The sequence below is a fragment of the Pseudomonas sp. fls2-241-R2A-110 genome (genome assembly GCF_030209165.1).
In the GTDB taxonomy this organism is placed as follows: Bacteria; Pseudomonadota; Gammaproteobacteria; order Pseudomonadales; family Pseudomonadaceae; genus Aquipseudomonas.
This window is the reverse complement of sequence record NZ_JARVSN010000029.1, coordinates 38,755-63,537: the sequence shown is the minus strand read 5'-3', so window position 1 is coordinate 63,537 and position 24,783 is coordinate 38,755. Positions and strand designations below refer to the sequence as shown.

Genomic DNA, 24,783 nt, shown 5'->3' with positions numbered 1-24,783 from the left:
GGGTGGTGGTGACTCAGGAGGCTCAGGCCCAGCCCCAGAATTGCAACCACCAGCCACATCCAACCGTCCCGATGGCCAGTAACTGGCAAGCGCTGGCAAAGCCGCGCCGGGCCAGGGAAAGGTCTTCGCGGTTAAGGCGTTTCCAGCCCAGCAGCAGGCTCCAGCCCATCGCGGCCACTAACAAACAAGCTCTGACTGGTTGGACCCACTCCAGCAGCAGACCTTCGTAGCGCAGCAGTTTTACCGTCGTGGCCGACAGCCCGAGAAACAACCCCGCACCACCCAGGGGCGTGAGTGTCAGCGCCAGGGGCCAATACAGTGCGCGATCTTGTGCCAGTCGAGCTGCCAGGCGCAGGAGAGTCATCAACACGGTGCCGAACACCAGCGAACTCAAACTCAAGTAAACAACGATGCTGAAACCGTCGAGCCAGCTGAAGCTGTCGTTGAGCTGCGGGTAATGGGTCAGCAGCCACCACGGCGCGTTGTCCTGCAGGGCCCAGAGTTGGTCGTGCTCGACCAGCCATTGGGCGAAAGTTTGCTTGAGGGCGATGAACCAGGGGCTGACCGTCCACTGGAATGCGCCCATGGCCAGGCCGATCACACCGAACAGCAGTAAGCGCGCGTCCCACGGTGACAGCGTCTGCGCCGTGGCGTGAACAATCTCTTGGTTGCTGGAGCGGGCGATCAACTGAACAGCGCCGCGTTGTCCGCTGCAGCGTCCGCAGGCGTGGCAGTCACTGGCGCCTCGCATACGCCGGATATCGAGCAAGGGCGCGCAGTTGGGCGGCGGCAGGCGCGGCGCGGCATTTTCCATCCAGCGTTGTTCATCGACCTGAAAATGCACGGGCGCCAGGCGGGCGAGCAGGGCGAACACGCCGCTGACCGGGCACAAGTAACGGCACCAGACCCGCTTGCCCCGGGCAAACATGAACCCGACGACGACTGCGGCGACGGTCGAGCCGCCCAGAATCAGCAGCGCCGCCTGGGCGTAGTCGTAGACGCTGATCAACTGGCCGTAGAGGGTCGTCAGGCAGAACGCCAACGTCGGCCAGCCGCCCCAGCGCAGCCAGCGCGGCACACCCATGCCTCGGCCATAATGGCTGGCCCATTCGCTGAGCGAACCTTCCGGGCACAGTACGCCACACCAGAGGCGGCCGAACATCACCATCGACAGCAGCACGAACGGCCACCAGATTCCCCAGAACAAAAACTGCGCGAGCATGGTCAGGTTATCGAGCATCCGTGCCTGGCTGTCCGGCAGCGGCAACAGCGCCGGTAACACCAACAGCAAGGCATAGAACAGTACAACGGCCCACTGCACGGCACGAATGACGGGCGCATGGCGACGCATGCCGTCGCCCAGTCGCTGGAGTAAACGATTGTGTCGACTCAGCTCAGGCATGGGACTTTTTCCGCAGCCCGTTGATGCAGCCAACCGCCGACGGTCAGCCAATAACCGGCCAGCACCAGTAACGTCAAGCCGCTGGGCGTCGCGCGATAGCCGGCAAAACCTGCGAGAAAACTACCCAGTCCATGGCTGTCGCTGAGCAAGGCACTGCTGTCCCAAAGCGCATCACCCACGAGGCTGTACATCACCTGCGGTAAATCCATGGCGAGTAATTGACCGCCAATTCGCTCGGTGCCGCTGACCAGCAATGCCGCGCCGAGTAGCAGTAAAACAGCTTCGCTGATGGCAAAGAATCGCTGCCACGAAATGAACCGGCGACTGCTGTGCAGCAGGGCAATGGTCAGCGCCGACAGCGCCAGTCCCATTGCGCCGCCGATGGTAAACAAACCGAGTTGCGGCCCGCGTAAACGCGCCCCGGCGCCATAGAGAAAGACCACCGTTTCACTGCCTTCGCGGCTGACGGCGAGCATGGCCAGCAGCAACAGGCCCAAGCCGCCTTGTCGGGCCAGATGGCTGTCGGCGTGGCGTTGCAAATCCTGTTTGAGCGTGCGTCCGTGGCGATTCATCCAGCCGACCATTTGCACCATCAACAGGCTGGCAACTAGCGCCAGTGCAGCCTGGAACCATTCACTGGCTGAGCCGCTCATAGCCTCACCGGCAAACAGAATCAACACTGCCAGCAGGCCCGAAAGCATCAACCCCAGCACCACACCTACCCACAAGTATTTCGCCAGTCGATCACCCTTGGGCTGCTGGCTGACCCAGGCCTGGAGAATGCCGATCACCAGCAGCGCCTCGACGCTTTCGCGCCAGACAATGAACATTGATTGATTCATGGGAACTCCGTGTTTGAACGGGCTATTTCGCGAGGATGCCGCCCTCGGGCAGTTGCGGATTGAACTCGTCGAAGAAGGGGTAGTGGCCAGGCCCGAGGGGGTGTATGACGACGAAAGTCGTCACTCCCGGCGACAGTACTTTTTCAACCCGCAATGGCGTGCTCTCGAACTCTGCTGGCCCTTGACCGATATTTTTCAGGATGATCTTGAAGCGCTGTCCGGCCGGTACCTCCATTACGGCCGGAGTGAAGTGGCCATCGCGCAAGCTCAGCTCGTAGCTGGGCAACTCGGCATAAACCGTCAATGGCAACACTGCTCCGGCAAATACCAGCCAGGCAATGTGCAGGCGCTTCATTTAATAACCGCCTTTTTTACCGATACCGGCGTAGACAAACTCATAGTGCAATTCGCAGCGTTCAAACCATGGCGCTACGCCGGTTTCCTTATCGGTATGGCGGCCAAGGGATCCATGACCGCCGGGTGGCAGGACGGTGAAGGTCAGTTGATATTTGCCTGGACCGAGCAGCTTTACGTTGTCGCCATAGTGCGGGCCGTCATTGGCGACCATGGCGTGGAAATCGCCTTTGAGCTCGTTCTCGTTGCCCTGTTTTTTCAGCTGGAACGAGACACTGAGGTAGGGCACAAAACTGCCTTCCTGAAAGCCCTGTCGATTGTCCGCCGTGGCGCGAATGTCGGCTTCCAGATGCACATCGGAATCTGCGGTGGCCCGCATCATTCCGGCAGGCTCCATCTCGATTGGCTGCAAGTACACCGCCCCGACTTCCAACCCGGGGCACAACTGTGGTTCACCGATTGGGTATTCCTTGGCGTGAGCCAGCGGTGTAAGCAAAAGCAGGGCAAGCGACAGCGAACAGGGGATACGCATGATGTCTTCCTGGGCATTGGCGAGTAGGAGCCAGAGTCTAGGAAGCTTTACTGCAAACAATAATGATTATTATCAAGTTTCGAGCAATTAAACCGGTGGCTCGTCACGCTGGCGAAATCGCTGGGCGCGCTCGACACTGTGGGTCATCTGTTCGGCTGCGTGAATGGTCAGCGGATGCTGGGTAAAACCGGGTCTGGGGGAAATGTAGGTGGCCATCTCCCGAGCAACCGCGAGCTGATGTGCCGTGCCTTCGGCCAGCAGGGCAATAACCAGGTTCTCCAGGGCAATCACCCGGACACGCAGGTGAACCAGTTCAGCGTTCGTCATGGCGGGCGGAGCGGTAAACGCTTCGTCATCGAGGGATGTTGCGGCGCCCTGACCGTCCCACGTCGATAGGCTGCTTGGGAAAGGGTTTCTATTGAGCATGAGAGATGTCTCCAAGTCTATTGAGGTGTCAGCTTAGTCCCAGGATTGCTGAGGAGGTGAGCGCAACCGTCGATTCTTGATGTGCATCAAGGCTGACCTTGCGTAAGGGCTGTAGGTTGGAAGAACGCCTCCCAATGACCGGAGATCGGCATGGCCAAGAACTTCCCAATAAACCCCAAGCACCCCGAACGGATCTGTTGGGGATGCGACCGGTATTGCCCGGCGAAGTCCCTGGCCTGCGGCAATGGCTCCGACCGTACGATGCATCCGGCCGAACTTTTCGGCGAGGATTGGCATCTGCCTGGTGACTGGGGCATTGATCAGCTCAACACTACTGACAAGCCGTCAGATGACGTAGCGGACACCTGGACTGGCAGTCAGAGCGAGTAGCGGGTTGCCAGTCCGGTGCAGTTGGCGTGCACGCCGACGATGAGGTGCATTGATGGTGGAGTCACCCCATGAGTTTCAGACCCGTGAATGAAATGTTCTAGTCGTAAAAATGATGCGTCGAATATAGCCGACGCGTGACGAAGCCGAATTCAAGTCAGTGGTTCGCGGCAGGGCAAACGCCTCTGAGCGTCGGCTCGAAAAAATGAGCTGGCGTGGTTGAACACGCCGATCAGTTTCAGTTCTCGGTAAGAAGCAACACTCCGATATCCCCCTTCTGCACAAAACGGATAGCGATCTGCGCAAAGCGGATATTGCCATTCTGCCGGTCCCAATACCCTTCATTTGCATCCTGCGTAACAGTCCTGTGCATGGCACGTAACAATGCGGCCGCCATCGGCGGAGCGTTGCGTGTGCCGCCTGCGGCATCCCGCTGGTACGCCTGAACGAACAATAAAAAAAAACAACAAGAGACCAATGTCATGCGAAAAATCGATGTGCACGAGGTTATCGACAACGCTCGCTTCAACCGCTTTCACTGGATGGTGTTGTTCTGGTGCGCCCTGATCATCATCTTCGACGGCTACGACCTGGTGATCTACGGGGTGGTCTTGCCGACGCTGATGAAAGAGTGGGGGTTGAGCCCGCTGGAAGCTGGGGCGTTGGGGAGTTATGCGCTGTTTGGCATGATGTTCGGCGCGCTGTTTTTCGGCCCGCTATCCGACAAGATCGGGCGCAAGAAAACCATCACCCTTTGCGTGATGCTCTTCAGCGGTTTCACCGTGCTCAACGGCTTTGCCACGAGCCCCACGACCTTTGGCATCTGCCGGTTTATTGCTGGCCTTGGCATCGGCGGCGTAATGCCCAACGTGGTGGCGCTGATGAACGAATACGCGCCGAAGAAAATTCGTAGCACCTTGGTCGCCATCATGTTCAGCGGTTATTCGGTGGGCGGCATGCTCTCGGCGGGCCTGGGCATCGTGCTTATTCCCAGCTTCGGTTGGCAGGCAGTGTTCTATGTGGCGGGGCTGCCGTTATTGCTGCTGCCGTTGATCATGTACTTCCTGCCAGAATCGGTGGGTTTCATGCTGCGCCAAGGCCGCAACGAGCAAGCGCGTGCTGTCTTGCAGCGCGTTGATCCGGCCTATGTTGCCCAGGCCAGCGATACCTTGCTCATGGCGGAAGTGAAGGGCACCGGCACGCCGGTACTGCAGCTGTTTCGCGAAGGCCGAGCCTTGCGCACGCTGATGCTTTGGCTGGCGTTTTTCTGCTGCTTGTTGATGGTCTACGCCCTGAGTTCCTGGCTGCCGAAACTCATGGCCAACGCCGGCTATAGCCTGGGTTCAAGCCTGTCCTTCTTGCTGGTGTTGAACTTCGGCGCGATTTTCGGTGCGGTCGGCGGTGGCGTATTGGGCGACAAGCTCAACCTTCCAAGGGTTCTGGCGGTGTTCTTCGCCATTGCCGCGGTGTCAATCACCTTGCTCGGCTTCAAGAGTCCGCCCCCTGTGTTGTACCTGCTGATCGCTATCGCTGGCGCTACCACCATCGGTTCGCAAATCCTGTTGTATGCCTGTGCCGCGCAGTTCTACTCCATGGCCATTCGCTCCACGGGGCTTGGCTGGGCGTCGGGGATCGGTCGTAACGGTGCGATTGTCGGCCCGTTGTTGGGCGGCGCGTTGCTGGGAATCAGTTTGCCGTTGCAACTCAACTTCATGGCATTCGCTCTGCCGGGTGCGGTAGCCGCCCTCGCCATGACCTTCTATGCCATCAGCAGTGAGCGAAACGCCGCCAGCGTTACCGCGCCGCTGTCGGCGGCCAAGGCCTGAGTCTGCAAGGAGCTGTTTGATGAAAGACTTGATGCGCGACTTTTCGCTGTCTGCTGCGGTTGCAGGCTTTATTGCCACGATAATCTCCTATGCTGGGCCCTTGGTGATTATTTTCCAGGCGGCGGACGCCGCGCATCTGTCTCGCGAACTGCTGTCGTCCTGGGTCTGGGCGATCTCCATTGGCAGTGCGCTGCTGGGTATCGGCCTGAGCCTGCGTTACCGCGTGCCGATCATCATTGCATGGTCGGCACCCGGCTCGGCGCTGCTGGTGGCGTTGCTGCCGGGCATCTCGATGAACGAGGCTGTCGGCGCCTATCTGTTGAGCAGTGTGATTATCTTCCTGGTCGGCATCTCGGGCGCCTTCGACCGTGTTATCAGCAAGCTGCCCGGGGCCATCGCGGCGGCAATGCTAGCGGGGATTCTGTTGCGTTTTGGCACTGGGCTGTTCGTGTCATTGCAAGGCAAACCCGGGTTGGTGCTGGCAATGTTCGCCACCTACCTGGTGTGCAAACGGCTGATGCCGCGTTACGCGGTGATGGCGGTACTGGTGGTGGGCTGTGTCATCGCCATGTTGACCGGCCAATTGCACCGCGAAGCGCTGGTAATTGGCTTGGCAACGCCGGTTTGGGTCAGCCCGCAATTCAGCCTTGGTGCAACCTTGAACGTTGCCTTGCCACTGGTGATGGTGGCCCTGACCGGGCAGTTTGTTCCGGGTATGGCGGTGTTGCGCGCCTCGGGTTACGCCACGCCGGCCAGCCCTATCATCGCCAGCAGCGCGCTGGGCACGGCGCTATTGGCGCCGTTTGGCTGCCACGGCCTCAACCTGGCGGCGATCACTGCCGCCATCTGCACTGGCCGCGAGGCCCATGAAGACCCGGGCAAACGCTATGTCGCCGGTGTGGTCGGCGGCCTTTGTTACCTGGTCTTGGGCATCTTTGGTGCGACTCTCGTGTCGTTGTTTGCCGCCTTCCCCAAAGAACTGATCGCCGCCCTGGCGGGCCTGGCTCTGTTCGCTGCAATTGCCGGAGCCCTGACCAATGCCATGGCCGTACCCAATGACCGCGAAGCGGCGCTGGTGACGTTCCTGACTACCGCCTCGGGCATGTCGCTGTTTGGTTTGTCCGCCGCGTTCTGGGGGCTGATTTTCGGCATGGCCGCGCACCTGCTGTCGAGTACGCGGCGCTCCCCCCTTGCATCCTCCAGCAGCACCAGCGAGGTGGCGCGCTGATTTGTATTCGCCACGCCTTACCTATTCATAACAACAATAAGAGCACACCGATGAAGCAAACCATTCATACAACTCGTACGTTATTGTCCACGGCTGTCGCCTTGGGGTGTTCAAGCCAACTGATGGCCGCCGAGGGCGGATTTATCGAGGGTGCCACCGCCACCTTGCAGGCACGCAATTACTACTTCAGTCGGGACTACTCGGACATTGTCGGCGCCAACCGGCAGTCGAAGGCGGAGGAATGGGCCCAGGGTTTTATCCTCAATGCCAAGTCCGGCTACACCCAAGGACCGATCGGTGTTGGCGTCGATGTCATCGGCCTTCTCGGGCTCAAGCTCGACAGCAGTCCGGACCGGGTCAACACCGGCCTGTTGCCGGTGCACAGCGATGGCCGCGCGGCCGATGACTACAGCCGTCTGGAAGGCACGCTGAAGCTGCGTTACTCGAAGACCGAACTGCGCGTTGGCGAGCTCCAACCCAACTTGCCAGTGCTGTATTTCAGTGACATCCGCCTGCTGCCGCCCAGCTACCAGGGGGCGAGCATCACATCCGGTGAGATCAATGGCCTTACGTTACAAGGCGGTCATCTGAGCTCCACTCACCTGCGCAACGAGGCCGGCGACGAGAAGATGCAGGCGATGCTCGGCTACTTGCCTCAGCGTCAGGCCAGCAGTGACGCCTTCAACTATGGTGGCGGCGATTACGCCTTCAACGACAAACACACCAGCATCAGCGCCTGGTACGGGCAACTGGAAGACATCTACCAGCAAGGCTTCCTTGGCCTGAAACACAGCCACCCCCTGGGCAGTTGGACCCTGGGCGCCAACCTCGGCTATTTCGATGCCAGGGAGGATGGCAAGAAGCTGTTGGGCAATATCGACAACCAGGCGTTCTTCTCCCTGTTGTCGGCCAAGTACGGCGGCCATACCTTCTACGTCGGCTACCAGGGCATGTACGGTGAAAGCGCGTTTCCTCGGGTATTTGCCAACATCTCGCCGCTGGGCAACGAAGTGCCAACCTATGAGTTCGCCTCCACCGATGAGCGCTCGTGGCAGGCGCGTTACGACTTTGACTTCGCCGCCCTCGGCGTCCCGGGCCTGACCAGTACCGTGCGCTACATCACCGGCAACAACGTAGACACCGGCAAGGGCTTTGAAGGCAAGGACCGCGAGCGCGACCTTGACCTCGGTTACGTCGTGCAGAGCGGCACCTTCGCAGGGCTTGGCGTTCGGGTTCGCAATGCCATGGCGCGCTCCAATTACCGCACCGATATCGATGAGAACCGGCTGATCCTGAGTTACACCTGGACGTTGCTGTGAAAGACCTGGAGGCGAGCATGAGCAATAAAGTCTGGGCGCGATTGACCCTGTTTGCAGCTGGCAGCGCTGTGGTGCTGCTCGCTGCCGGTAACGGCATGCACCTGATGTATGCCGGCATCATCAACCTGTTGCTGCTGGCGGCAGCGGTGCTTTTTCACCGTCAGCCAGTGCGGGTGATTGAAGTGCTCGTGGAGCGGGAGCCGGATCTCGTGGTGTCCGGTGCGCCGGTCCCGCTACCGTCATTGCCCGTGGTCGAGCCCGCTTGGCCGGGCGCTGAAGTAAAGGTGGCACTTGAACACCTGACTGAAGTGGTGCAGCAAACTGAAGAGGACATGCGCTTTGCCAACCAGTTGGCGCGTGGCGCGGGCGAACGGGTACAGGCAAGTGCTGCGAGCATGCAGTCTTCGGCTGCCGTGCTGGGGGATCTTGATCAGTACCTGCAGCGTCTGGATCAGGTGTTCGATGAGCTGGGCAGCCAGTCGGTTCGCATCGGTGCGATTGTGGGCAGCATTCAGGACATCGCCCGGCAGACCAACCTGCTGGCGCTCAATGCCGCGATCGAGGCCGCGCGGGCCGGTGATCATGGCCGAGGTTTTGCTGTAGTGGCGGACGAGGTGCGCAATCTGTCGCGCCAGGCAGCGGACTCCAGTGCGCAGATCCGGCAGATCGCCACAGGCCTGGAGAAGACAGCACAGGATGCCCGTCAGGGCCTTGAACAGCTTACCGTTTCGACGCGTTCAGGCCTGGACAAGACCGAGGTCGCGTTGCAGTCGATGGGGGAGTTACGCAGTGGCGCGGTCGCCAGACTGGAAGTGGTTGAACGCGTCATGCAGCGTTTGGCCAGTTTGCACGAGTTGGCACTTGAGGCAACCCGGATAGCGGTTTGAAAAAGGTGTTTTTGCTGTCTCTCAAACGCCCGAGCAACTGCCCATCACCTGGTAGGAAAACTTGTGGGTTTCACCTTGATGGTCGATGTAAACCATGGTCGCCGGGACAACTTCGCAGGCGGTCGAGGTATCAGTTACCGAGATGACTTTCGCGATATCCAGGTTTGAAGGTGTTGTGGCCGGGTTGCTTTCGGCGGCCATAACGGCGGTTGTGGTCAGGGCCAACAGTACGCTCAACAAGGTCTTCATGGTTTTTTCTCCGTCGTGTTTCGATGAGTCAATTCTATTCTTCTACAGATAGGGATAAAGAGGGCGGTGCTTGATGCAGCGTTACGTCAGATGCAACAGTCGTTGTCGTTGGAGGATTCATGGACTTGCTTAACAGCCTGCGGGTATTTGTGCGTGTAGCCGACGCAGGCAGCTTTACCACCGCCGCACAGGCGCTGGACTTTTCCACGGCGCAAGTGTCTCGGCTGGTGGCCGATCTTGAGCAGCACGTGCAGGCACGTCTGCTGCAGCGCACCACCCGACGTTTGAGCCTGACCGAAGCTGGCGAACGTTTCCTGTTGCGGGCGCGGCAAATACTGGACGACATGGCCGAGGCTACCGCAGAAGCGCGTGGAGCTCACCTGGAGCCCAATGGCCGGTTGCGCCTGCACTGTTTGACCGGGCTGGGGGTACTGATGACGCCGCTCATTGCCCGCTACTGCGAGCTCTATCCGGACGTTGTGGTTGAGCTGACCTTGTCGCAACGCAACCCCGACCCCCTTGAAGACGGGCACGACGTGGTCATTTGCATTGCCCAGGAATTGGCAGATTCACAATTGGTTGCCCAAGCGGTAGGGCGCATCTTCAGCATGCCTTGCGCATCGCCTGCGTACATTGCGCGTCGGGGTCTGCCCACCCATCCCGAACAACTGAATGAACATAGCTGCCTGCGCATGCTCGACCCGTTGTACGGCGATGAATGGGTCTTTCGTAACGAGCAGGGCGAGCATTCAGTGGTGCCCGGCAAGACCTTCCAGAGTAACGTTCCGGAGGCGATGGTCAATGCGTCGGAGGCCGGGATGGGCATCAGCCTGCTGCCGTTCTACACCGCAACCCGGTCGCTGCGCGAGGGCACGTTGCTGCGCCTGCTGGGCGATCACCGGCTCAGGGAGCGCAACGTCTATGCACTCTATCCTTCCAAGCGTTTTCTGGATGCCAAGGTGAGGACATGGGTGGACTTTCTCAAGGCAGAGCTGCCCGGGCTTTTTTCCGGACATGAGGTCATAGCGAACGATGTTCGGTATTGGGGAGTGGGCTAGCGCCAGTTTGCTCCACGAACACCCGTACAAAATACGACGGGCTCAGGTCAACGGTGGCGGCAATGTCCTTGAGCGAAATCGGGCAGGACAGGCGTGAATTGATGTATTGCTGAAGCGGGTCGCGTTGGAGGTTTGTCAGGCGAGACGCTTGATCGCTATCTCTGAGGTCACACCGTACATACTGGCGCAGCAGATGAATGCACATCTGTATTTCCAGCGACTGGGCATAGCAAGCCTAAGTAATAGGGGGCTTGCGCGCAGTGCTGAGCGAGCCGCATGCGGCCGCGGAAACAACACGCCGATCTCGCCCAGCTTCATGCGTTTACCGGTGTTCTCGGCTTTGGCTTTCAGGCTTTCCAGATCCACCAGGCCTTCACCGGCGCCATTTGATATTGCTTACCCATCAATTCCCTCGGTATGTGGAGAAACCGTAAGGACTGAGAAGCAGCGGGATGTGATAGTGAGGAACGGTACCGTCCACCTCAAAAATGACGGGTACCTCCGGAAAGAAACTGGACGTTTTGTGCGCCTTGAACCACTCACCAGTCTTGAAGGTGACACGGTAGGTACCTTTCTCCAGACCACGACCTTCCGGATACAGACCGGGGATACGACCTTGCTCGTTGGTTGCCGCGCTGTTGAGCATGTCCCAGTTTTTCCCATCCTGTTTTTCCAACGTGACAGTGACACCAGGGGAGGGGAGGCCATCTTGCAAGTTCAGTACATGCACGCTCAATGGATTTGCGGCCGCTGATGCAAGAGTTGAAAGGGCACTCAATACAGCGCCAGCGAATAAGCTTTTCAATACATTCATGGTGATGTCCTTAGTTTTTAACGACAGGTAGAACTTTGTTGATGGCGACCTCTGCACAACCTTCATCGTTTGCAGCGCCACCCGCACCGGCCACACCGATGGCGCCGATGATCTGGTCATCGAACTTCAATGGCACGCCTCCACCCAGCAGCAACAATTCCGCAACGGTATTGAGGTTCTCAGCATCGGGAGTACTGCGCGCACGCTCCGCCAAGAGTCGCGTCGAAGTCTTCGTCGACAGGGCGGTATAGGCTTTGCGTTGCGCGGCTAACGTGTTGTGCGGGCCGACATTGTCATCGCGTTGCACGGCAACCAGATTGCCGCCACGGTCAACCACTGCGGCAACGGCTGTGCGGCCATCGGCGTGGCAGGCTGTCAGCGCGGCAGTCAGCAAATCGTTGGCCATTGCAAGTGACACGTCCTTGCGCTGAGCAACTTGATCCGGGCCTGCAACGGCGAACGCAGAACTCATTGCGAGTGTCATCAGCAATGAAGTCGATAGGCTTGTACGCATGCTGTTTCCTTGGTGAGTTGAGTCTGTATGAGTCATTGCCAGACATCATGACCAGCCCACCCCGTCAGGATGATTGCCGCCTGATTACCAATATGTAATGTGAGAAATCAGCGAAGCGGGCTAGCCTGTGCTCCAGTCGTGGAGGAAAGAATGCGTATCCTGGTGGTTGAAGATGAAACGAAAATGGCGGATTACCTGCGCAAAGCCCTGACTGAATCGGGTTATGTGGTGGAGATCGCCCTTGACGGGCTGGATGGCCAGCATTTGGCACAGGAGAGTGAGTTCGACCTGATCATTCTGGATGTCATGCTGCCTGGGTTGGACGGCTGGCAATTGCTGCAAATCATCCGGCGTAAGTGGCAAACCCCAGTGCTGTTCCTGTCCGCACGCGATTCGGTGGATGATCGGGTCAAAGGACTGGAGTTGGGGGCCGATGATTATCTGGTGAAACCCTTTTCCTATGCCGAGTTGCTGGCACGCGTTCGCACTTTGCTGCGCCGTGGCCCGCCTCGCGAGGTTGAGCATTTTGTCGCTGGTGACCTGAGCCTGGATTTGCTGCGACGCAAGGTAACGCGCAATGGCGAGCGCCTTACCTTGACCAACAAGGAGTTCGCGTTACTGCATCTGCTGCTCAGTCGTGAAGGGGAGGTGTTATCGCGTTCGTTGATTGCCTCCCAGATCTGGCAGATGAACTTCGACAGTGACACCAATGTGGTGGATGTCGCTATCCGTCGACTGCGGGCCAAGGTTGACGATCCTTACGCGCTGAAGTTGATTCACACAGTGCGTGGCATCGGTTACATGCTCGAGGTGCAATCCTGAAACTATTTCCGCGCACCCTGAGCCTGCGCCTGGCCATCATGTTCGCACTGGTCAGCTTAGTGTTATTGGGCTCCATTGGTTTTTACCTTTATCAATCGCTACAGCGGGAGATTGCCTGGCGCGATGACCAGGCATTGCTGGGGCGCCTGGAACGAATGCAGGCGTTGATCAGCGATAGCGATAGCATCGAGCAATTGCAAGGTCGGCCCAAGCTTTACGAAAACATGCTGGGCAATCGCGACAATCTGCTATGGATCGTCGATGACAACCGTAAGGTGCTGATCGAAATCAACCCAGTGCATATGACCTTGCCAAATTTGCCGGCTGCACCAGAGCCTCGCCTCGGTGATGGTCACCCTTCGGAGTCAGTGCGGCTCGCCTGGCGGAATGTTGTGCAGGGTGATCGACGCTTGACCCTGATCGCCGGCAAGTTATTGGGCGAGCGCGACCAGATGATGGGGGCTTACCGCCTCAAACTCTGGCTGGCCATGTCGGTCGGCGCGCTGCTGGCTTTCGCATTAGGCTGGTGGGTGAGTCAGCGAGGCTTGCGCCCCGTGCGCCTGTTGGCCAAGCGCGCTGCCGGGATTGATGTGCAGAATCTGCATTTACGGCTGGATGAATTCAATGAACTGAATGAGCTGAAATTGCTCTGTAGTGCGCTCAACCAGATGCTGGCACGCCTTGAAGACGGATTCGCCCAGCTTTCACGTTTCTCGGAAGACCTCGCCCATGAGATGCGAACCCCACTCGGCAACCTGATGGGACATACCCAGCAAACCCTGAGGCGCAGTCGCTCTATCGAGGACTATCAGAACTTGCTGGTTTCCAATCAGGAAGAGTATGAAAGGTTGGCGCGAATGATAGACAGCATGTTGTTTCTCGCTCGCACCGAGCAACCCAACGCTCGCGTGGAATTTGAGCCAATCAACCTGCACGATCTGATTGAGCAACTATGTGAGTATTTCGAAGGGGTGGCGCAAGAGCGAAATGTGCAACTGATAAACCAGGCACAAGGTCAGTTGCTGGGTGATCCAGCCTTGATTCGTCGAGCATTGGCTAACCTGCTGGCGAATGCACTGCGCTATGGCAATTCCGCGTCTGCAGTGACGGTCACCAGCAAGATTTCGAAGGACAGATTCGAAATCACCGTGCGCAACCAGTGCGAGCCAATTGCTGCAGAGCATCTGCCGAGATTGTTTGAGCGCTTTTACCGGTGCGACCCATCACGTAATCAGCCCGATGACTCTGGTGGTTTGGGATTGGCTATTGTCCGCTCAATTATGCTACTGCATGGCGGTAGCGTATCCGTTGATAGCACTGAAGCCGGTACGAGCTTTCACTTGGAGTTTCTAATTAGAGAAGCCTGAAATTAATGGCATTTCACCGCAGGAAAATCTGCTTGGTTTTGAAGGGATTGGGACAGTCGACATTGCGAATCACAGAGCTGGCTTGACGTAGGCTTACCGGGCGATGGTTCACCATTCGTCAGCAAGAGGCCGTGCCTCTTCTTGACAGCCAAGTCGTCTGAGGAAATACTCGCCACAAGATTCATATAGATGAATAGATAACAAGGTGAATAAAGTCTATGAATGCTCTCTCCAGTGATGTTCGCCTGCCGCTTTACCAACGCCTGCGTGACCACTTGGCAGAGCAAATCGCCAACAATCGCTGGCGTCCGGGAGAAGCCATTCCCACCGAAGCCACGCTTTCCGCGGAATACCAACTGTCCACTGGCACTGTGCGCAAAGCGGTCGACGCGCTGGTCAGTGAGGGCATCCTGGAACGTCAGCAAGGCCGAGGCACTTTCATTCGCCGGCCGCAGTTTCAATCTTCGCTGTTTCGCTTCTTCCGTTTTCAGACCGCTGCCGGCGAACGCCAGGTGCCGGAGAGTCGTATCCTGTCGATCGAGCCGGTCGCTGCGCCCTCGGCGGTGGCCCAGGCGTTAGGCTTGCCTGCCGACGCACCAGTGATCCGCATTGTTCGCGTACGTCTGCTGGATGTTAAGCCGGTACTTGCTGAAGAAATCTGGCTGCCGCGCAACCGCTTCCAGCCGCTGCTGGAGATCGACCTGAGCCGCAAAGGGCCACTGCTTTATCCGATCTACGAAGAAGTTTGCGGCCAGGTCGTCGCGTCTGCCGAAGAAACGCTCACCGCCGAATCGGTGAATGAGGTGCACGCGCGATTGCTGCAAGTCCCGATCAACAGCCCTGTAGTAGTAATTGAGCGCCTGGCGCGTGATTACGCCGGAACTCCGCTGGAGTGGCGACGCTCTCGCGGACATGCCGAGCATTTCCGCTACAGCGTGGACATCCGCTAAGCCCTTGCCTGGATAGCGGATCGCTCAGCGACGACTCGGTCGTTGCTGATTTCATTGTTTTGATTACCACGACTGGCCCGTAGCGGCGCGGTTTGTTCTCGGCTGCCTCCCGTTCCACTTATAAGGATAAGAATCATGTTCAGCTGGTATCGCCAAATCACTCCTCGGGAGCGCAAAACGTTTTGGGCCTGCTTCGGCGGATGGTCGCTCGACGCACTGGAAGTACAAATGTTTGGCCTGGCGATTCCAGCGTTGATCGCCGCCTTTGCTCTGACCAAGGGAGACGCGGGGCTGATCAGCGGAGTGACTCTGGTCACTTCAGCTATCGGTGGCTGGGTAGGGGGGACGTTGTCCGACCGCTACGGCCGGGTGCGTACGCTGCAGTGGATGATTTTGTGGTTCTCCTTTTTTACCTTTCTCTCCGCGTTTGTCACCGGCTTTAACCAGCTCTTGATCGTCAAGGCGCTCCAGGGTTTTGGTATCGGCGGCGAGTGGGCAGCCGGTGCGGTCTTGATGGCCGAAACCATCAATCCGCAGTATCGCGGCAAAGTGATGGGCACTGTCCAAAGCGCTTGGGCCGTGGGTTGGGGGCTGGCGGTCGGGGTGTTTACGCTGATTTACACCTTCGTGCCCCAGGACATGGCGTGGCGCGTGATGTTCCTGGTCGGGCTGCTACCGTCGTTCCTGATTATCTGGGTTCGTCGCAACGTCGAGGAACCGGACAGCTTCCAGCGTCTGCAAAAAGAAAACGCCATCCCGCAAAGTTTCTTCAAATCCTTGGCAGGCATCTTCCGCCCCGAGTTGATCCGCGTAACGCTGTTCGGTGGTCTGTTGGGGCTCGGTGCACACGGTGGTTATCACGCGGTGATGACCTGGCTGCCGACGTTCCTCAAGACCGAGCGCAACTTGTCCGTGCTGAACTCGGGCGGCTACCTGGCGGTGATCATCTTCGCGTTCTGGTGTGGGTGTGTAGTCAGCGGTTTTTTGATTGACCGTATTGGCCGACGCAAAAACATCGTGCTGTTTGCGCTTTGCTGTGTCGTCACTGTGCAGAGTTATGTGTTCCTACCGCTAACCAATACCCAGATGCTGTTCCTGGGGTTCCCGCTCGGCTTTTTCGCGGCCGGTATTCCCGCGAGCCTTGGCGCACTGTTCAACGAGCTGTACCCGGCGGATGTACGCGGTGCCGGTGTGGGCTTCTGCTACAACTTTGGCCGAGTGCTTTCCGCGGTGTTCCCGTTCCTGGTCGGTCACATGAGCGACTCCATGTCGCTTGGGTCTGCGATTGGTATCGACGCCGGGATTGCCTATGGCGTGGCGGTGATCGCGGCACTTTGTCTGCCGGAAACCCGTGGACGCAGCCTCGAAGCTTCGAGTGCATCGGTGCCAGCAACGGTCAACGGCAACGAGAGTGCACGGGCCTGATGCCCTTTACCTTCTATAGATGAACGCTATGACTGACACCTGTTCTACGCCGATCACCGGCATCGACTCCCATGCTCATGTGTTTAGCCGTGATCTATGTCTGGTCGGTGCACGGCGCTATACCCCTGATTACGACGCCACGCTTGAGCAGTATCTGACGCACTTGCACGCTCATGGTCTGAGTCATGGCGTATTGGTGCAACCGAGCTTTCTCGGCACCGACAACAGCTACCTGCTGGCGGCGTTGAAGCAAGCGCCGCAGCAGTTGCGAGGCGTGGTTGTGCTGGAGCCAGGCGTCAGTCGAGCCATGTTGAATGACATGGATCAGATGGGCGTGGTCGGGGTTCGCTTGAACCTGATGGGTAAGGCGTTACCTGATTTTCGTAACAGTGCCTGGAGAGAGTTTTTCAGCCACATTGCTGATCTTGACTGGCATGTCGAGTTGCATCGGGAGGTAAAGGATCTGCCGGGACTGATCCATCAATTGACGCCGTTCGGTTTGAAGTTGGTGATTGATCACTTTGGTCGGCCGGATGCCAATTCGGGCGTCGATCAGCCCGGGTTTTGCGAGTTACTGGAGTTGGGATCGAAAGGTTCGATCTGGATGAAGGTATCGGGAATCTATCGTTTGGGAGGTACGCCTCAACAGAACATCAATTTCGCTCGAATGGCATTACCGCTGCTGGAACAAAGTTTCGGCCTTCGCCAGTTGGTGTGGGGCAGCGACTGGCCGCATACGCAGCATGAGCAAAGCATCGGTTTCAGCACCGTAGTCGATCAGTTGCAAGCCCTGGAGTGTTCGACGCAGGTTAGCTATTCGTTGCTGGTGCAAGCCCCTCGAAGGTTATTCGGTTTTGCAAAAGGCGAAAGCTGAAACTTACGCCTGCATTTGCAGATGACCATTCATCTCACCCATTTAAACGAATACATACAGAGCGTTCGAAGTGCGACGTTGCAGTCAAACCTCTCGTGCCGCATCGAGAAGTTCTGCGTAATAGCAGCTATTCCAATTACAAGAGAGTGGTTTCCATGAACACGTCATCCAATGCCGAAGTTAAAAGCACCCAAACGATGTTTGGTTTATCGCGTGCGCCGACAGGCGTTACGGTTTCAAACTTCTCTTTCAAATCTGAGTGCAGCTTGAGCGCCAGCCCAACCGAGATCCTTTCATGACTCCCTTAGATGTAGACCTCTTACTGACCGCATTGGTGAGCGTCCTGGTGCTGGTGGCGCTCATCGTGTCGCGTCTCAAAATGCACCCGCTCCTGGCCCTGCTAGTAGTTTCCGTTGGCGTTGGCTTTGCAACCAGTATGGAGCCAGAAACCATCGTCTCCCACTTGATCACCGGCGCCGGAAAGACACTGGGGGCAGTAGGGGTCGTAATCGCGCTTGGAGCGATGCTAGGCAAAATTCTTGCTGACGCAGGCGTCACAGAGCAGATCGCCGAGGTCATCCTCAAGCGAACATCGGATCGGATGATTCCTTGGGCCATGATGATGGTGGCATTTGTAATTGGCATTCCCATGTTTTTCGAAGTGGGCTTGGTCATCATGCTGCCGCTGATATTCAGCGTGGCGCGAAAGCTGGAAAGCCAGGCTCGCTTCAAAGGTTCAGCGTATGTGTATGTGGGTGTTCCGGTGATTGCGGCACTCGCAGCCATGCACGGGATGGTACCGCCACACCCTGGCCCCTTGACGGCCATCGCCGCGCTCAAAACCTCGGTTGGGCCCACAATGCTCTATGGCTTCCTTGCGGCTATTCCTGCAATGATTTTAGGCGGCCCGCTTTATGGCGCATTCATTTCGCCGCGCATGAGCACTCGGCCCGATCAGGTTTTGCTGGATCAGTTCACCCTGGCTGAAAAAGCCGACGATCAACCAAGCACCAGCATATGCCTTGGCGTGCTGGCAGCCTTGCTACCGGCGATCCTGATGCTGATTCATGCCGTCGCTGAGATGGTATTACCCAAGGACAATGCGATCCTGAAAATAGCTAGTTTCCTGGGCAATCCCCTGATAGCCATGCTCCTGGGCGTGCTGTTCGCAGGGGCAAGTCTGGTACTCGCACGGGGCGGCGATGCGGGGCAATTGCGCGACTCCCTGGGCAAGAGCCTCAAGCCAATCGCCTCAATCATCATGATCATCGCCGGCGGTGGTGCCTTTCAGGAGCTGCTGACCAGCGCCAAGGTGGGCGATGCCATTGTGCACCTGACTCAGCAGTCTGCGTTCCCTCCGCTGATCTTGGGTTGGTTGATCGCGATGTTGCTCTCGGTATCTACCGGTTCTGCCACCGTAGGTATCGTTGGTGCTGCTGGCTTGCTGGCGCCGCTTGCAGGTGCTGATCCCAGCCTCAACCTGCCTCTGCTTGCCTTGTCCATAGGCTGCGGCTCGCTGTTCTTCAACTACGCGAACCATGCGGGCTTCTGGATGGTGAAGGAATCCTTCGGCATGACTATGGGCGAAGCCACCAAGACCATTTCAGTGGTTCAATCCATCGTAGCCGTGGTCGGTTTGATTGTGGTGTTGATGTTGAATGCGGCTGTCAAGGTGACTTGAGTCAGGATCTGTTCGCAGGTAGCAACCGTGCCCGAGCGAGTTAGTCGAGGGTGGGAGATAGAGTTACGTTCTACAGGGTGTTTTACCATCGAACTTGAATGCTCAGTGTTCGGTGGTAAGCATGGAGCGTTTTACTCGGCTATAACCCTAAAGTGTTGGCACCCGTAAGCCACGCCAAGTGAAGGTCTACAAAAAACCACACACTGAATCGCCCCGGGTTTCGTAGACACCTCTTTGCCTTAAATTGAGGCCAATTAGGAGGTGCCATGAGCAACCCGCGTTACCCCGAAGAACTCAAAATCCAAGCGGTCAATCAAGTAACCGTTGCTGATGTAGCGGCACGTCTCGGCGTGTCGACGCATAGCCTCTATGCCTGATTCCGTAATCAACAAGAACGCAGGCAGCGGGGGAGTACGAAGCTACGATCCCTTTTCGATTTCCAACGCGCTGATCATTGGTGTTGGCGTCTACGTGGGTATCTATGTCTGGATCGGTTTGAACGCATAAGAATTGCAATGTGATGTTCGGTCTATAGCTAATCCAACAGGAAGTAGGCATACATTGTATATGGCCTCTTGGTGTGCGTAAGGATATGCTGCGCCCGACTTCATATATGCCAATAAAACCAACCATAGTGACGTTATGAGCCAATCAGAGACGCGTGCGACTGCCCTAGCGCTGTATCCAGAGGACTCCCGCGAGGCGGCGGCTCTGCTGAAGCAGGCCGTACCACTAATGGTGCGTCACAACATTCCACCAAATCCCGTCCACTATGCTCTCTGGTACACCTACAGCAAAGGTCAGGAGCCAGAGCTTAATCGCCATCTGGACAGGATGGTCAAAGACTTCGACTGTTTCCCTGCAGAATCCGCTACGAAGCTTTTTCGCGACTACATCATTCGTGACGAATTGGAGGAGGCGCGGGCAGGGCAACAACAAGCGATCAAACTGGTCGACAATATGGAGCGCGATGTCTCGCGTAGCATGAATGGCAGCGTCAACTTTCAAACCAGTCTTTGGCATTGCCTGGAAATGCTCGAAGAGCCGGTTGACAAGAGGTTACCGGCCATACTCAACGAACTGCAACAAAGCACCCAGCTCATGCAGGATCAGCAAGCGCTATTTCTTTCTCAATTGCACTCTGCACAAAAGGAGATAAAGAGCCTAAGAGAAAAACTGGAGCTAGCGCAATTGGACGCGACGCTGGATGGCCTGACTAAGGTGTTGAACCGATCCACTTTCACTCGTCTGTTGGAGCAATTGCTGAAAGACGCACCTCAAGGGGTGGCGTTGATCATGCTGGATATCGATCATTTCAAGCAGTTCAATGACCAGTATGGTCACCCTTTGGGCGACCGGGTACTTGTGCATGTTGGTCAGGTGTTACGGAACTCGCTCCCACCTCAGGCCCGGGTGGCACGCTATGGTGGTGAAGAGTTCTGCGTAGTCCTGCAGGAATGTTTTGAGCTCGCCAGTGCTCACACATTTGCAGAGCAATTGCGCCTAAAAATTCAGTCGCTGCGGATTAAGGCTCGTGGCACGGATAAGGTGCTCGACACTGTAACTGCGTCCTTTGGTGTCGCCCTCGCCAAAGCTGGTGACGATGTGGAAAGCCTTTTAACTCGTGCTGATGATGCGCTCTATCGAGCCAAGCGTAGCGGGCGCAACCGAGTGAACTGAAACTGGGGTTCGGACACTTACTGCAAGCGCAAAAGCGCTAGGAGCGCTAAAGAACTCCCCATAACGGTGTAGATCCCAAGCGCGCAGACTCAATAGCGACAAGCCTTCGGAGAAGCACCAATTGAGAAGACGCTCGAGATATGTATGGTCTCAAAGTAATAAGACTCACTGGCTTGCGCTGGAGGCCAGCTGTGGGCGATCCAAGCAAGGTAACGCTGGCAGTACCATAAGCTAACGTGAAAAAACCGACACAGAATCGTGAAAATGAACAACATCGATGTTCTATTCAGATACATCATTTAACAAGTGGGCGATGTCAGATGTTCATGGCTCCAATAAGTCTTTTTAAATTAAGGGTTTGGATTAGAAAAACAACGCGTGCTCTCCAAAACTTGTTCATGACCGACTGTTCAGACCGCAGCGGTGCAAACAGCGGTTATCTGCACAAATCCAGTTGCCTGTGGCATTGCAGCGGGGGGAGGGAGGAAGTTACGCCAATATTTTCGAAGGGAAGTAATCTCTATATGCGTCACGAACGGCAACGTTTTCAATCTTCACATTCGTTCGTTGCGAGTAGACAATGTGCGCTCTGTTCCGGGGTAGTTCAGCGGTAGAACACTCGGCTCTTAACCGGGTGGGCGCTGGTTCGAATCCAGCCCCCGGACCCACTACATCGCAGGGTCAGAAGGACATATGTCCAGGCACGATAGGGAATCGGATGCAATGGCCGGCATAAACGCCGGTTATGCGGTCTTTCAGTTATCTCGAGCATTGACCGCATCGGGTCTAGACACTGAGAAAGCGCGCGAACGGATTGAGCGCTGGCAGCAGGTGGTCGAACACATGGTGCAGGGCACCGCGTTGTATGGCTCGCGTATACCACTCGTGGATGTGCCTGAATGGGTCACACTGGAGGTAGTCACGGGTGGTTTGGCCACTGGACAGTATCTGGCCGGTGGTGCACTGACCGAGTACGAGCGGCGGCTGGCCGCCTCAATCCCAGGCATCCGCCCTGGTTTTGAACGACTTGATCTCAACACCTGGCACCTTACGGATGAGGGGATCGAAGCACTGCAAAAGCAACTGGTGAACAGCGACTATCGGATCGATGTACCAGAAGAGGCAGCGCTACTGTACGTGGCTTGGCTATTGGGACAGCAGCGCACGGAGGAAGCACGCAGACTGATTGAGTCGATCGCAACTTTTTTTGAGCAACTGCGTTTCTTTCCAATGGCTTCAGACGGGCTACCACTCGCTGCGGTGGAAGTGCAGATCTTCGATGTCGGCGATATCAAAAAGCTGCTTTCAAAACTCCCTGCGCAGCAGCGTCTGGCAGTGCAAAAACATGTGGTCGTGACTCGGTTGCCTTTCTACGATGCAGCTATCTCGCTCTTCCTCTTAACGTACCAGGATGATTGGCCTTGTCGGCAATATCCTGAAGGCTGGCTTGAGCATGCGAATGAGTTAAGTAGTCAGTTCGATGCCACCGGTAGCAATGACATCCTCAACGTTGAACCTTTCATGGGCCGGGTAGGGGAGTTGTACACGTTGCTAAGGCTCTGCTCCCGTGACCCAGCCTCGCTGACAGGGCGTCAAGTCGGACGTATTCGGCGGATCGTCAATGATTTCGTGTGCAAACATGGTCATCCCGAATCCGAAGATCATCTACAAAGCCGAGCCATACAGCGCCATCAGGTGGACGCACCCGAGCATCATCTGATCGCCAAGGCGGTTTCTGAGCGTCTGAACAGCTATACGAGCTCGGAAGGCATCTCTGATTTTTCGTCCCTGTTGGAGCCGATTACCAGTGAGGAGGCGAAGGCATACTCGCTGAAAGCAGGTGTCGCCATTCCACCAGCAGTTCGCCGACGCCTCGAGCGCTGTCGAACGGGAACCATCAGTCAGTTGATTGACAAGGGATTGATCACATCTGGGGATACCGTGGCGCGAGTACTGCCAGCGATGACGGCCGAAATCTGCAGTGCTGGATTTCGCGATACTACACTGCGCACGTTGTCTATCGCAACGTATCGTGCTTTTCGGCGACGCCGTTCATTGCTGCTGCTCAACCTACAGAGCCAAGTCAAAATCAGTGAGTTGCCTTGGGTGGCGGCCGTTGAAGGTGAACGAGAGGCACACACTGTCGCCGTTGAGGGAGCCAGACAAGCCTTGATCGAGTCCTCGGCAACAACCCTCGCTGCTTTCCCTCAGGCAATCCTTCCGAACAAGCTACTTCAGGAGTTTGGTTCGCTTGCTGTCACGGCGAAGCTGGATCTTCCTTTTGTGGAGGAGGTCGCGGCGGACATTTTCATGGGAACCTTTTCGAATAAATTCGTGGAAACAGCCAGGCGAGCGGCCTCGTTGATAGATGGCACCCTTTACGCCCATTATTACGACATCGACACGAACCAACTGGCGATCCTTCCCGATAAGCCGAAATCAAAGAGCAGAAACTATTTTCAGCGTGACTTGGATACCAGTGACGCATTGGCGAACCTGTGCGCACAGCGGGCTAATGCACCCTTGGATGGATGGCATTCAGCAACCAACGGCAGAATCATCGAGCAACAACAGATTTTGACGACGCAAAACCTTTCGCTTCTATTTGGTGATCTCGGTTTGAAAGCGCTGCTACATCATCGCTTGGGTTCACTTGCTCAGGAGTGCTTCCAATGGATATGCATGCGGCAGCAGATGAAAATCAAGTTCTATCACTCAAGCTTGGTGATGCTCAAAAATACCGCTTATGCCTGGCGCCAGATGGTGTTTTTTTTATCCATGCTGGATGACGCCGAGAGGCGTTGCGCAATCGATAGCATCGAAGCTCATCTCGCGGCTCAACCCATTGCATTCCAGGAGAGATTTCTACCGGCAATTATGGGGTTGCGCGTGGCAGCTTCCGGACTCCCGTTGACTCTCAACCGCCAGATAAGTGAGGGGGCTCAGGTATTTCTCGGATGGACCACCGAACGACATTGGTTGTTACCGCCGCAAACGAATGACATCAGTTAAACGCTCGGCTGTATCGATGAGGCGTGCTTGAACGCCTCAAAAGCGATATCTGTATATCCGGCTCGATTTCTTGTACTGACGGGGCAAAACTTTCATGCATAAATCGGAAAGTGGTGGCGCGTGACCTCAAGCACAAGCATAGAAAGTTCCGCACAGACACATAATTTAACATAATATACATTACACGTAACATGATATTTCCAATTGAGCCCGGTTGCGCGCAGATCTTCCTGTCAAAGCGCTCGGGAATAAATCTGTTGAACGATGGTTTCGTCCCCACCTCAATAAAGCGCTTTCGTACTCTAATCTGAACGGTTGGCCTGCGTTGATGCTCCATCATCCGTTCATTCTGGTTCCGGTATGAAAACTTCACTGACCAAGCCGGCGCGTTTCCTTGCAGGCTTCAAATGTCAGTCTTATTGACGTGGTCGTTCACCAAACCCGAACTCGCTATTTCATTAGCTTAATAAAGATGTTTTGGTGAGTGACTGTTCTTTGTGGCTTTACTAATCTCTCAGGTCCGTCTTCGCGCACGCTGCTGTGTGAAATCTGCTGCGTTCAACTTGGCGTTGGTACAGGGATTTCACGGACAATCATTTTGCAACAGCCACGAAAATCCCCGCTGCGACGGATTCATTATCAGTTTCCGCTTTGAATGGATTAATGCAAAAAGACAATGTCGCTGCTCAAGAATTGGCCTTGGTCAAAAACACGGTGAAATCCACGGTGATTAACAATTCGGAAAACTGATTTTCAGAATGTTCGGGATCGACGCCTTTGAAATCAAGATAGCTCCAAGCTCCACTGCCTGCGATGACGCCTATTTTAGCAACGCCGTTGATTGCAAATCAGTCTTCAGATCTGTCCAAGGCGCAAATTCATCGCTCAAAAAGTACAGCTCAACTAAACCTCCATTTAGTAGAGCTAATGCTCTAATACTTTCAAAGCAAACCAACATCAGACCTTGTCACCGATTTGTATGCCCGCCTCTATCTCCCATCCTCCCTCCCCTTGAACTGCCTCATAGCTTTATGAACTCAAGTCAAAGCTCACGCGGTCGCCCTCGTTTCAGCGTATTCCGCTTACTGAAAAAGCGTCAAAATAAAGTTAATGCGTAAAAATACTTCACAACCG

At 56.4% G+C, this 24,783-nt stretch carries 24 protein-coding genes, 1 tRNA gene and 2 pseudogenes; 17 read left to right on the top strand and 10 right to left on the bottom strand.

Translation table 11 applies throughout. The features are described from left to right. Positions 1-22: 22 nt before the first annotated feature. The 5 genes from QRN31_RS23730 to QRN31_RS23710 all read right to left on the bottom strand — a co-directional run bounded on the left by QRN31_RS23730 (position 23) and on the right by QRN31_RS23710 (position 3,556). The gene (locus QRN31_RS23730; protein ID WP_285434904.1) at positions 23-1,402 is read right to left on the bottom strand and encodes a 4Fe-4S binding protein; all 1,380 of its coding nucleotides are present in this window, start codon (positions 1,400-1,402) and stop codon (positions 23-25) included. Then, positions 1,390-2,244 carry an FTR1 family iron permease gene (locus QRN31_RS23725; RefSeq protein ID WP_285434903.1) on the bottom strand — a complete coding sequence of 285 codons (855 nt, stop codon included), beginning with the start codon at positions 2,242-2,244 and terminating at the stop codon, positions 1,390-1,392. The genes QRN31_RS23730 and QRN31_RS23725 overlap by 13 nt, the downstream gene beginning before the upstream one ends. Positions 2,245-2,266: 22 nt before the next feature. Beyond that, complete coding sequence (locus tag QRN31_RS23720) at positions 2,267-2,599, bottom strand: cupredoxin domain-containing protein (protein WP_285434901.1); 333 nt, start codon at positions 2,597-2,599, stop codon at positions 2,267-2,269. Then, positions 2,600-3,130, bottom strand: a complete 531-nt coding sequence (locus QRN31_RS23715; RefSeq protein ID WP_285434899.1) for an iron transporter — start codon at positions 3,128-3,130, stop codon at positions 2,600-2,602. It abuts the gene before it with no gap. A gap of 87 nt (positions 3,131-3,217) precedes the next feature. Further along, entirely contained in the window at positions 3,218-3,556 is a 339-nt protein-coding gene (locus QRN31_RS23710) for a hypothetical protein (protein ID WP_285434898.1), read from the bottom strand. Positions 3,557-3,706: 150 nt separating this feature from the next. Here QRN31_RS23710 and QRN31_RS23705 point away from each other — a divergent pair, with 150 nt between their 5' ends. Next, on the top strand, positions 3,707-3,946 hold the full coding sequence (locus tag QRN31_RS23705; protein ID WP_285434897.1) for a DUF3079 domain-containing protein: 240 nt from the start codon (positions 3,707-3,709) through the stop codon (positions 3,944-3,946). A 235-nt stretch (positions 3,947-4,181) separates the two neighbouring features. Here QRN31_RS23705 and QRN31_RS23700 read toward each other — a convergent pair whose 3' ends face one another. Further along, complete coding sequence (locus QRN31_RS23700; protein WP_285434896.1) at positions 4,182-4,427, bottom strand: hypothetical protein; 246 nt, start codon at positions 4,425-4,427, stop codon at positions 4,182-4,184. Between QRN31_RS23700 and QRN31_RS23695 the strand changes: the two genes are divergently transcribed. The 4 genes and pseudogenes from QRN31_RS23695 to QRN31_RS31675 all read left to right on the top strand — a co-directional run. Continuing rightward, positions 4,426-5,769 carry an aromatic acid/H+ symport family MFS transporter gene (locus QRN31_RS23695; protein ID WP_285434894.1) on the top strand — a complete coding sequence of 448 codons (1,344 nt, stop codon included), beginning with the start codon at positions 4,426-4,428 and terminating at the stop codon, positions 5,767-5,769. The two genes, QRN31_RS23700 and QRN31_RS23695, sit on opposite strands and share 2 nt — an antisense overlap. 19 nt (positions 5,770-5,788) lie before the next feature. Continuing rightward, positions 5,789-6,997, top strand: coding sequence for a benzoate/H(+) symporter BenE family transporter (locus QRN31_RS23690; RefSeq protein WP_285434892.1), 1,209 nt, complete (start codon positions 5,789-5,791; stop codon positions 6,995-6,997). A 50-nt stretch (positions 6,998-7,047) separates the two neighbouring features. Continuing rightward, complete coding sequence (locus tag QRN31_RS23685; RefSeq protein ID WP_285434890.1) at positions 7,048-8,316, top strand: OprD family porin; 1,269 nt, start codon at positions 7,048-7,050, stop codon at positions 8,314-8,316. A 485-nt stretch (positions 8,317-8,801) separates the two neighbouring features. Further along, a pseudogene (locus tag QRN31_RS31675) lies at positions 8,802-9,203 on the top strand (methyl-accepting chemotaxis protein); the annotation flags it as partial. 21 nt (positions 9,204-9,224) lie between these two features. Here the strand turns inward: QRN31_RS31675 and QRN31_RS23675 are convergent. Further along, the gene (locus QRN31_RS23675) at positions 9,225-9,452 is read right to left on the bottom strand and encodes a DUF2790 domain-containing protein (protein ID WP_285434888.1); all 228 of its coding nucleotides are present in this window, start codon (positions 9,450-9,452) and stop codon (positions 9,225-9,227) included. A 119-nt stretch (positions 9,453-9,571) separates the two neighbouring features. Here QRN31_RS23675 and QRN31_RS23670 point away from each other — a divergent pair, with 119 nt between their 5' ends. Beyond that, complete coding sequence (locus QRN31_RS23670; protein ID WP_285434887.1) at positions 9,572-10,510, top strand: LysR family transcriptional regulator; 939 nt, start codon at positions 9,572-9,574, stop codon at positions 10,508-10,510. 135 nt (positions 10,511-10,645) lie between these two features. Here the strand turns inward: QRN31_RS23670 and QRN31_RS23665 are convergent, their stop codons facing one another. The 3 genes from QRN31_RS23665 to QRN31_RS23655 are packed head-to-tail and all read right to left on the bottom strand — an operon-like array spanning position 10,646 to position 11,838. Further along, complete coding sequence (locus QRN31_RS23665) at positions 10,646-10,876, bottom strand: hypothetical protein (protein WP_285434886.1); 231 nt, start codon at positions 10,874-10,876, stop codon at positions 10,646-10,648. A 37-nt stretch (positions 10,877-10,913) separates the two neighbouring features. Continuing rightward, positions 10,914-11,324 carry a hydroxyisourate hydrolase gene (gene uraH / locus QRN31_RS23660; protein WP_285434884.1) on the bottom strand — a complete coding sequence of 137 codons (411 nt, stop codon included), beginning with the start codon at positions 11,322-11,324 and terminating at the stop codon, positions 10,914-10,916. A 10-nt stretch (positions 11,325-11,334) separates the two neighbouring features. Further along, positions 11,335-11,838, bottom strand: coding sequence for a GlcG/HbpS family heme-binding protein (locus QRN31_RS23655; RefSeq protein ID WP_285434882.1), 504 nt, complete (start codon positions 11,836-11,838; stop codon positions 11,335-11,337). Between the two features lie 150 nt (positions 11,839-11,988). On the opposite strand from QRN31_RS23655, the gene QRN31_RS23650 reads away from it, so the two are divergent. The 11 genes and pseudogenes from QRN31_RS23650 to QRN31_RS23600 all read left to right on the top strand — a co-directional run bounded on the left by QRN31_RS23650 (position 11,989) and on the right by QRN31_RS23600 (position 23,649). Next, positions 11,989-12,660 (top strand): heavy metal response regulator transcription factor, encoded by a 672-nt coding sequence (locus tag QRN31_RS23650; protein ID WP_285434881.1) that lies wholly within the window; start codon positions 11,989-11,991, stop codon positions 12,658-12,660. Continuing rightward, positions 12,657-14,027, top strand: a complete 1,371-nt coding sequence (locus tag QRN31_RS23645) for a heavy metal sensor histidine kinase (protein WP_285435050.1) — start codon at positions 12,657-12,659, stop codon at positions 14,025-14,027. Before QRN31_RS23650 ends, QRN31_RS23645 begins: the two co-directional genes overlap by 4 nt. A 218-nt stretch (positions 14,028-14,245) precedes the next feature. After that, positions 14,246-14,977: a GntR family transcriptional regulator gene (locus QRN31_RS23640; protein WP_285434879.1), complete on the top strand. Its 732-nt coding sequence runs from the start codon at positions 14,246-14,248 to the stop codon at positions 14,975-14,977. Positions 14,978-15,112: 135 nt separating this feature from the next. Beyond that, on the top strand, positions 15,113-16,402 hold the full coding sequence (locus QRN31_RS23635) for an MFS transporter (protein ID WP_285434878.1): 1,290 nt from the start codon (positions 15,113-15,115) through the stop codon (positions 16,400-16,402). A 28-nt stretch (positions 16,403-16,430) separates the two neighbouring features. Continuing rightward, a complete protein-coding gene (locus QRN31_RS23630; protein WP_285434877.1) occupies positions 16,431-17,276 on the top strand; it encodes an amidohydrolase family protein in 846 nt (281 codons plus the stop codon). 295 nt (positions 17,277-17,571) lie between these two features. Continuing rightward, complete coding sequence (locus QRN31_RS23625) at positions 17,572-18,957, top strand: GntP family permease (protein ID WP_285434876.1); 1,386 nt, start codon at positions 17,572-17,574, stop codon at positions 18,955-18,957. Positions 18,958-19,223: 266 nt separating this feature from the next. Further along, positions 19,224-19,331: pseudogene (locus QRN31_RS23620) on the top strand (transposase); the annotation flags it as partial. Further along, on the top strand, positions 19,327-19,464 hold the full coding sequence (locus QRN31_RS23615; RefSeq protein ID WP_285434875.1) for a hypothetical protein: 138 nt from the start codon (positions 19,327-19,329) through the stop codon (positions 19,462-19,464). The pseudogene QRN31_RS23620 and the gene QRN31_RS23615, both read left to right, overlap by 5 nt. Before the next feature lie 135 nt (positions 19,465-19,599). Beyond that, positions 19,600-20,637, top strand: a complete 1,038-nt coding sequence (locus QRN31_RS23610; protein WP_285434874.1) for a GGDEF domain-containing protein — start codon at positions 19,600-19,602, stop codon at positions 20,635-20,637. 593 nt (positions 20,638-21,230) lie between these two features. Beyond that, positions 21,231-21,305 (top strand) — tRNA-Lys (locus QRN31_RS23605). 55 nt (positions 21,306-21,360) lie between these two features. Then, positions 21,361-23,649 (top strand): hypothetical protein, encoded by a 2,289-nt coding sequence (locus QRN31_RS23600; protein ID WP_285434872.1) that lies wholly within the window; start codon positions 21,361-21,363, stop codon positions 23,647-23,649. Positions 23,650-24,783 lie beyond the last annotated feature (1,134 nt).

Bases quoted from the DNA above. Each gene is read 5' to 3' on its own strand.
- QRN31_RS23730 (WP_285434904.1), bottom strand. From the start codon at position 1,402: ATGCCTGAGCTGAGTCGACACAATCGTTTACTCCAGCGACTGGGCGAC.
- QRN31_RS23725 (WP_285434903.1), bottom strand. From the start codon at position 2,244: ATGAATCAATCAATGTTCATTGTCTGGCGCGAAAGCGTCGAGGCGCTG.
- QRN31_RS23720 (WP_285434901.1), bottom strand. From the start codon at position 2,599: ATGAAGCGCCTGCACATTGCCTGGCTGGTATTTGCCGGAGCAGTGTTG.
- QRN31_RS23715 (WP_285434899.1), bottom strand. From the start codon at position 3,130: ATGCGTATCCCCTGTTCGCTGTCGCTTGCCCTGCTTTTGCTTACACCG.
- QRN31_RS23710 (WP_285434898.1), bottom strand. From the start codon at position 3,556: ATGCTCAATAGAAACCCTTTCCCAAGCAGCCTATCGACGTGGGACGGT.
- QRN31_RS23705 (WP_285434897.1), top strand. From the start codon at position 3,707: ATGGCCAAGAACTTCCCAATAAACCCCAAGCACCCCGAACGGATCTGT.
- QRN31_RS23695 (WP_285434894.1), top strand. From the start codon at position 4,426: ATGCGAAAAATCGATGTGCACGAGGTTATCGACAACGCTCGCTTCAAC.
- QRN31_RS23700 (WP_285434896.1), bottom strand. From the start codon at position 4,427: ATGACATTGGTCTCTTGTTGTTTTTTTTTATTGTTCGTTCAGGCGTAC.
- QRN31_RS23690 (WP_285434892.1), top strand. From the start codon at position 5,789: ATGAAAGACTTGATGCGCGACTTTTCGCTGTCTGCTGCGGTTGCAGGC.
- QRN31_RS23685 (WP_285434890.1), top strand. From the start codon at position 7,048: ATGAAGCAAACCATTCATACAACTCGTACGTTATTGTCCACGGCTGTC.
- QRN31_RS23675 (WP_285434888.1), bottom strand. From the start codon at position 9,452: ATGAAGACCTTGTTGAGCGTACTGTTGGCCCTGACCACAACCGCCGTT.
- QRN31_RS23670 (WP_285434887.1), top strand. From the start codon at position 9,572: ATGGACTTGCTTAACAGCCTGCGGGTATTTGTGCGTGTAGCCGACGCA.
- uraH (WP_285434884.1), bottom strand. From the start codon at position 11,324: ATGAATGTATTGAAAAGCTTATTCGCTGGCGCTGTATTGAGTGCCCTT.
- QRN31_RS23655 (WP_285434882.1), bottom strand. From the start codon at position 11,838: ATGCGTACAAGCCTATCGACTTCATTGCTGATGACACTCGCAATGAGT.
- QRN31_RS23650 (WP_285434881.1), top strand. From the start codon at position 11,989: ATGCGTATCCTGGTGGTTGAAGATGAAACGAAAATGGCGGATTACCTG.
- QRN31_RS23640 (WP_285434879.1), top strand. From the start codon at position 14,246: ATGAATGCTCTCTCCAGTGATGTTCGCCTGCCGCTTTACCAACGCCTG.
- QRN31_RS23635 (WP_285434878.1), top strand. From the start codon at position 15,113: ATGTTCAGCTGGTATCGCCAAATCACTCCTCGGGAGCGCAAAACGTTT.
- QRN31_RS23630 (WP_285434877.1), top strand. From the start codon at position 16,431: ATGACTGACACCTGTTCTACGCCGATCACCGGCATCGACTCCCATGCT.
- QRN31_RS23625 (WP_285434876.1), top strand. From the start codon at position 17,572: ATGACTCCCTTAGATGTAGACCTCTTACTGACCGCATTGGTGAGCGTC.
- QRN31_RS23615 (WP_285434875.1), top strand. From the start codon at position 19,327: ATGCCTGATTCCGTAATCAACAAGAACGCAGGCAGCGGGGGAGTACGA.
- QRN31_RS23610 (WP_285434874.1), top strand. From the start codon at position 19,600: ATGAGCCAATCAGAGACGCGTGCGACTGCCCTAGCGCTGTATCCAGAG.
- QRN31_RS23600 (WP_285434872.1), top strand. From the start codon at position 21,361: ATGGCCGGCATAAACGCCGGTTATGCGGTCTTTCAGTTATCTCGAGCA.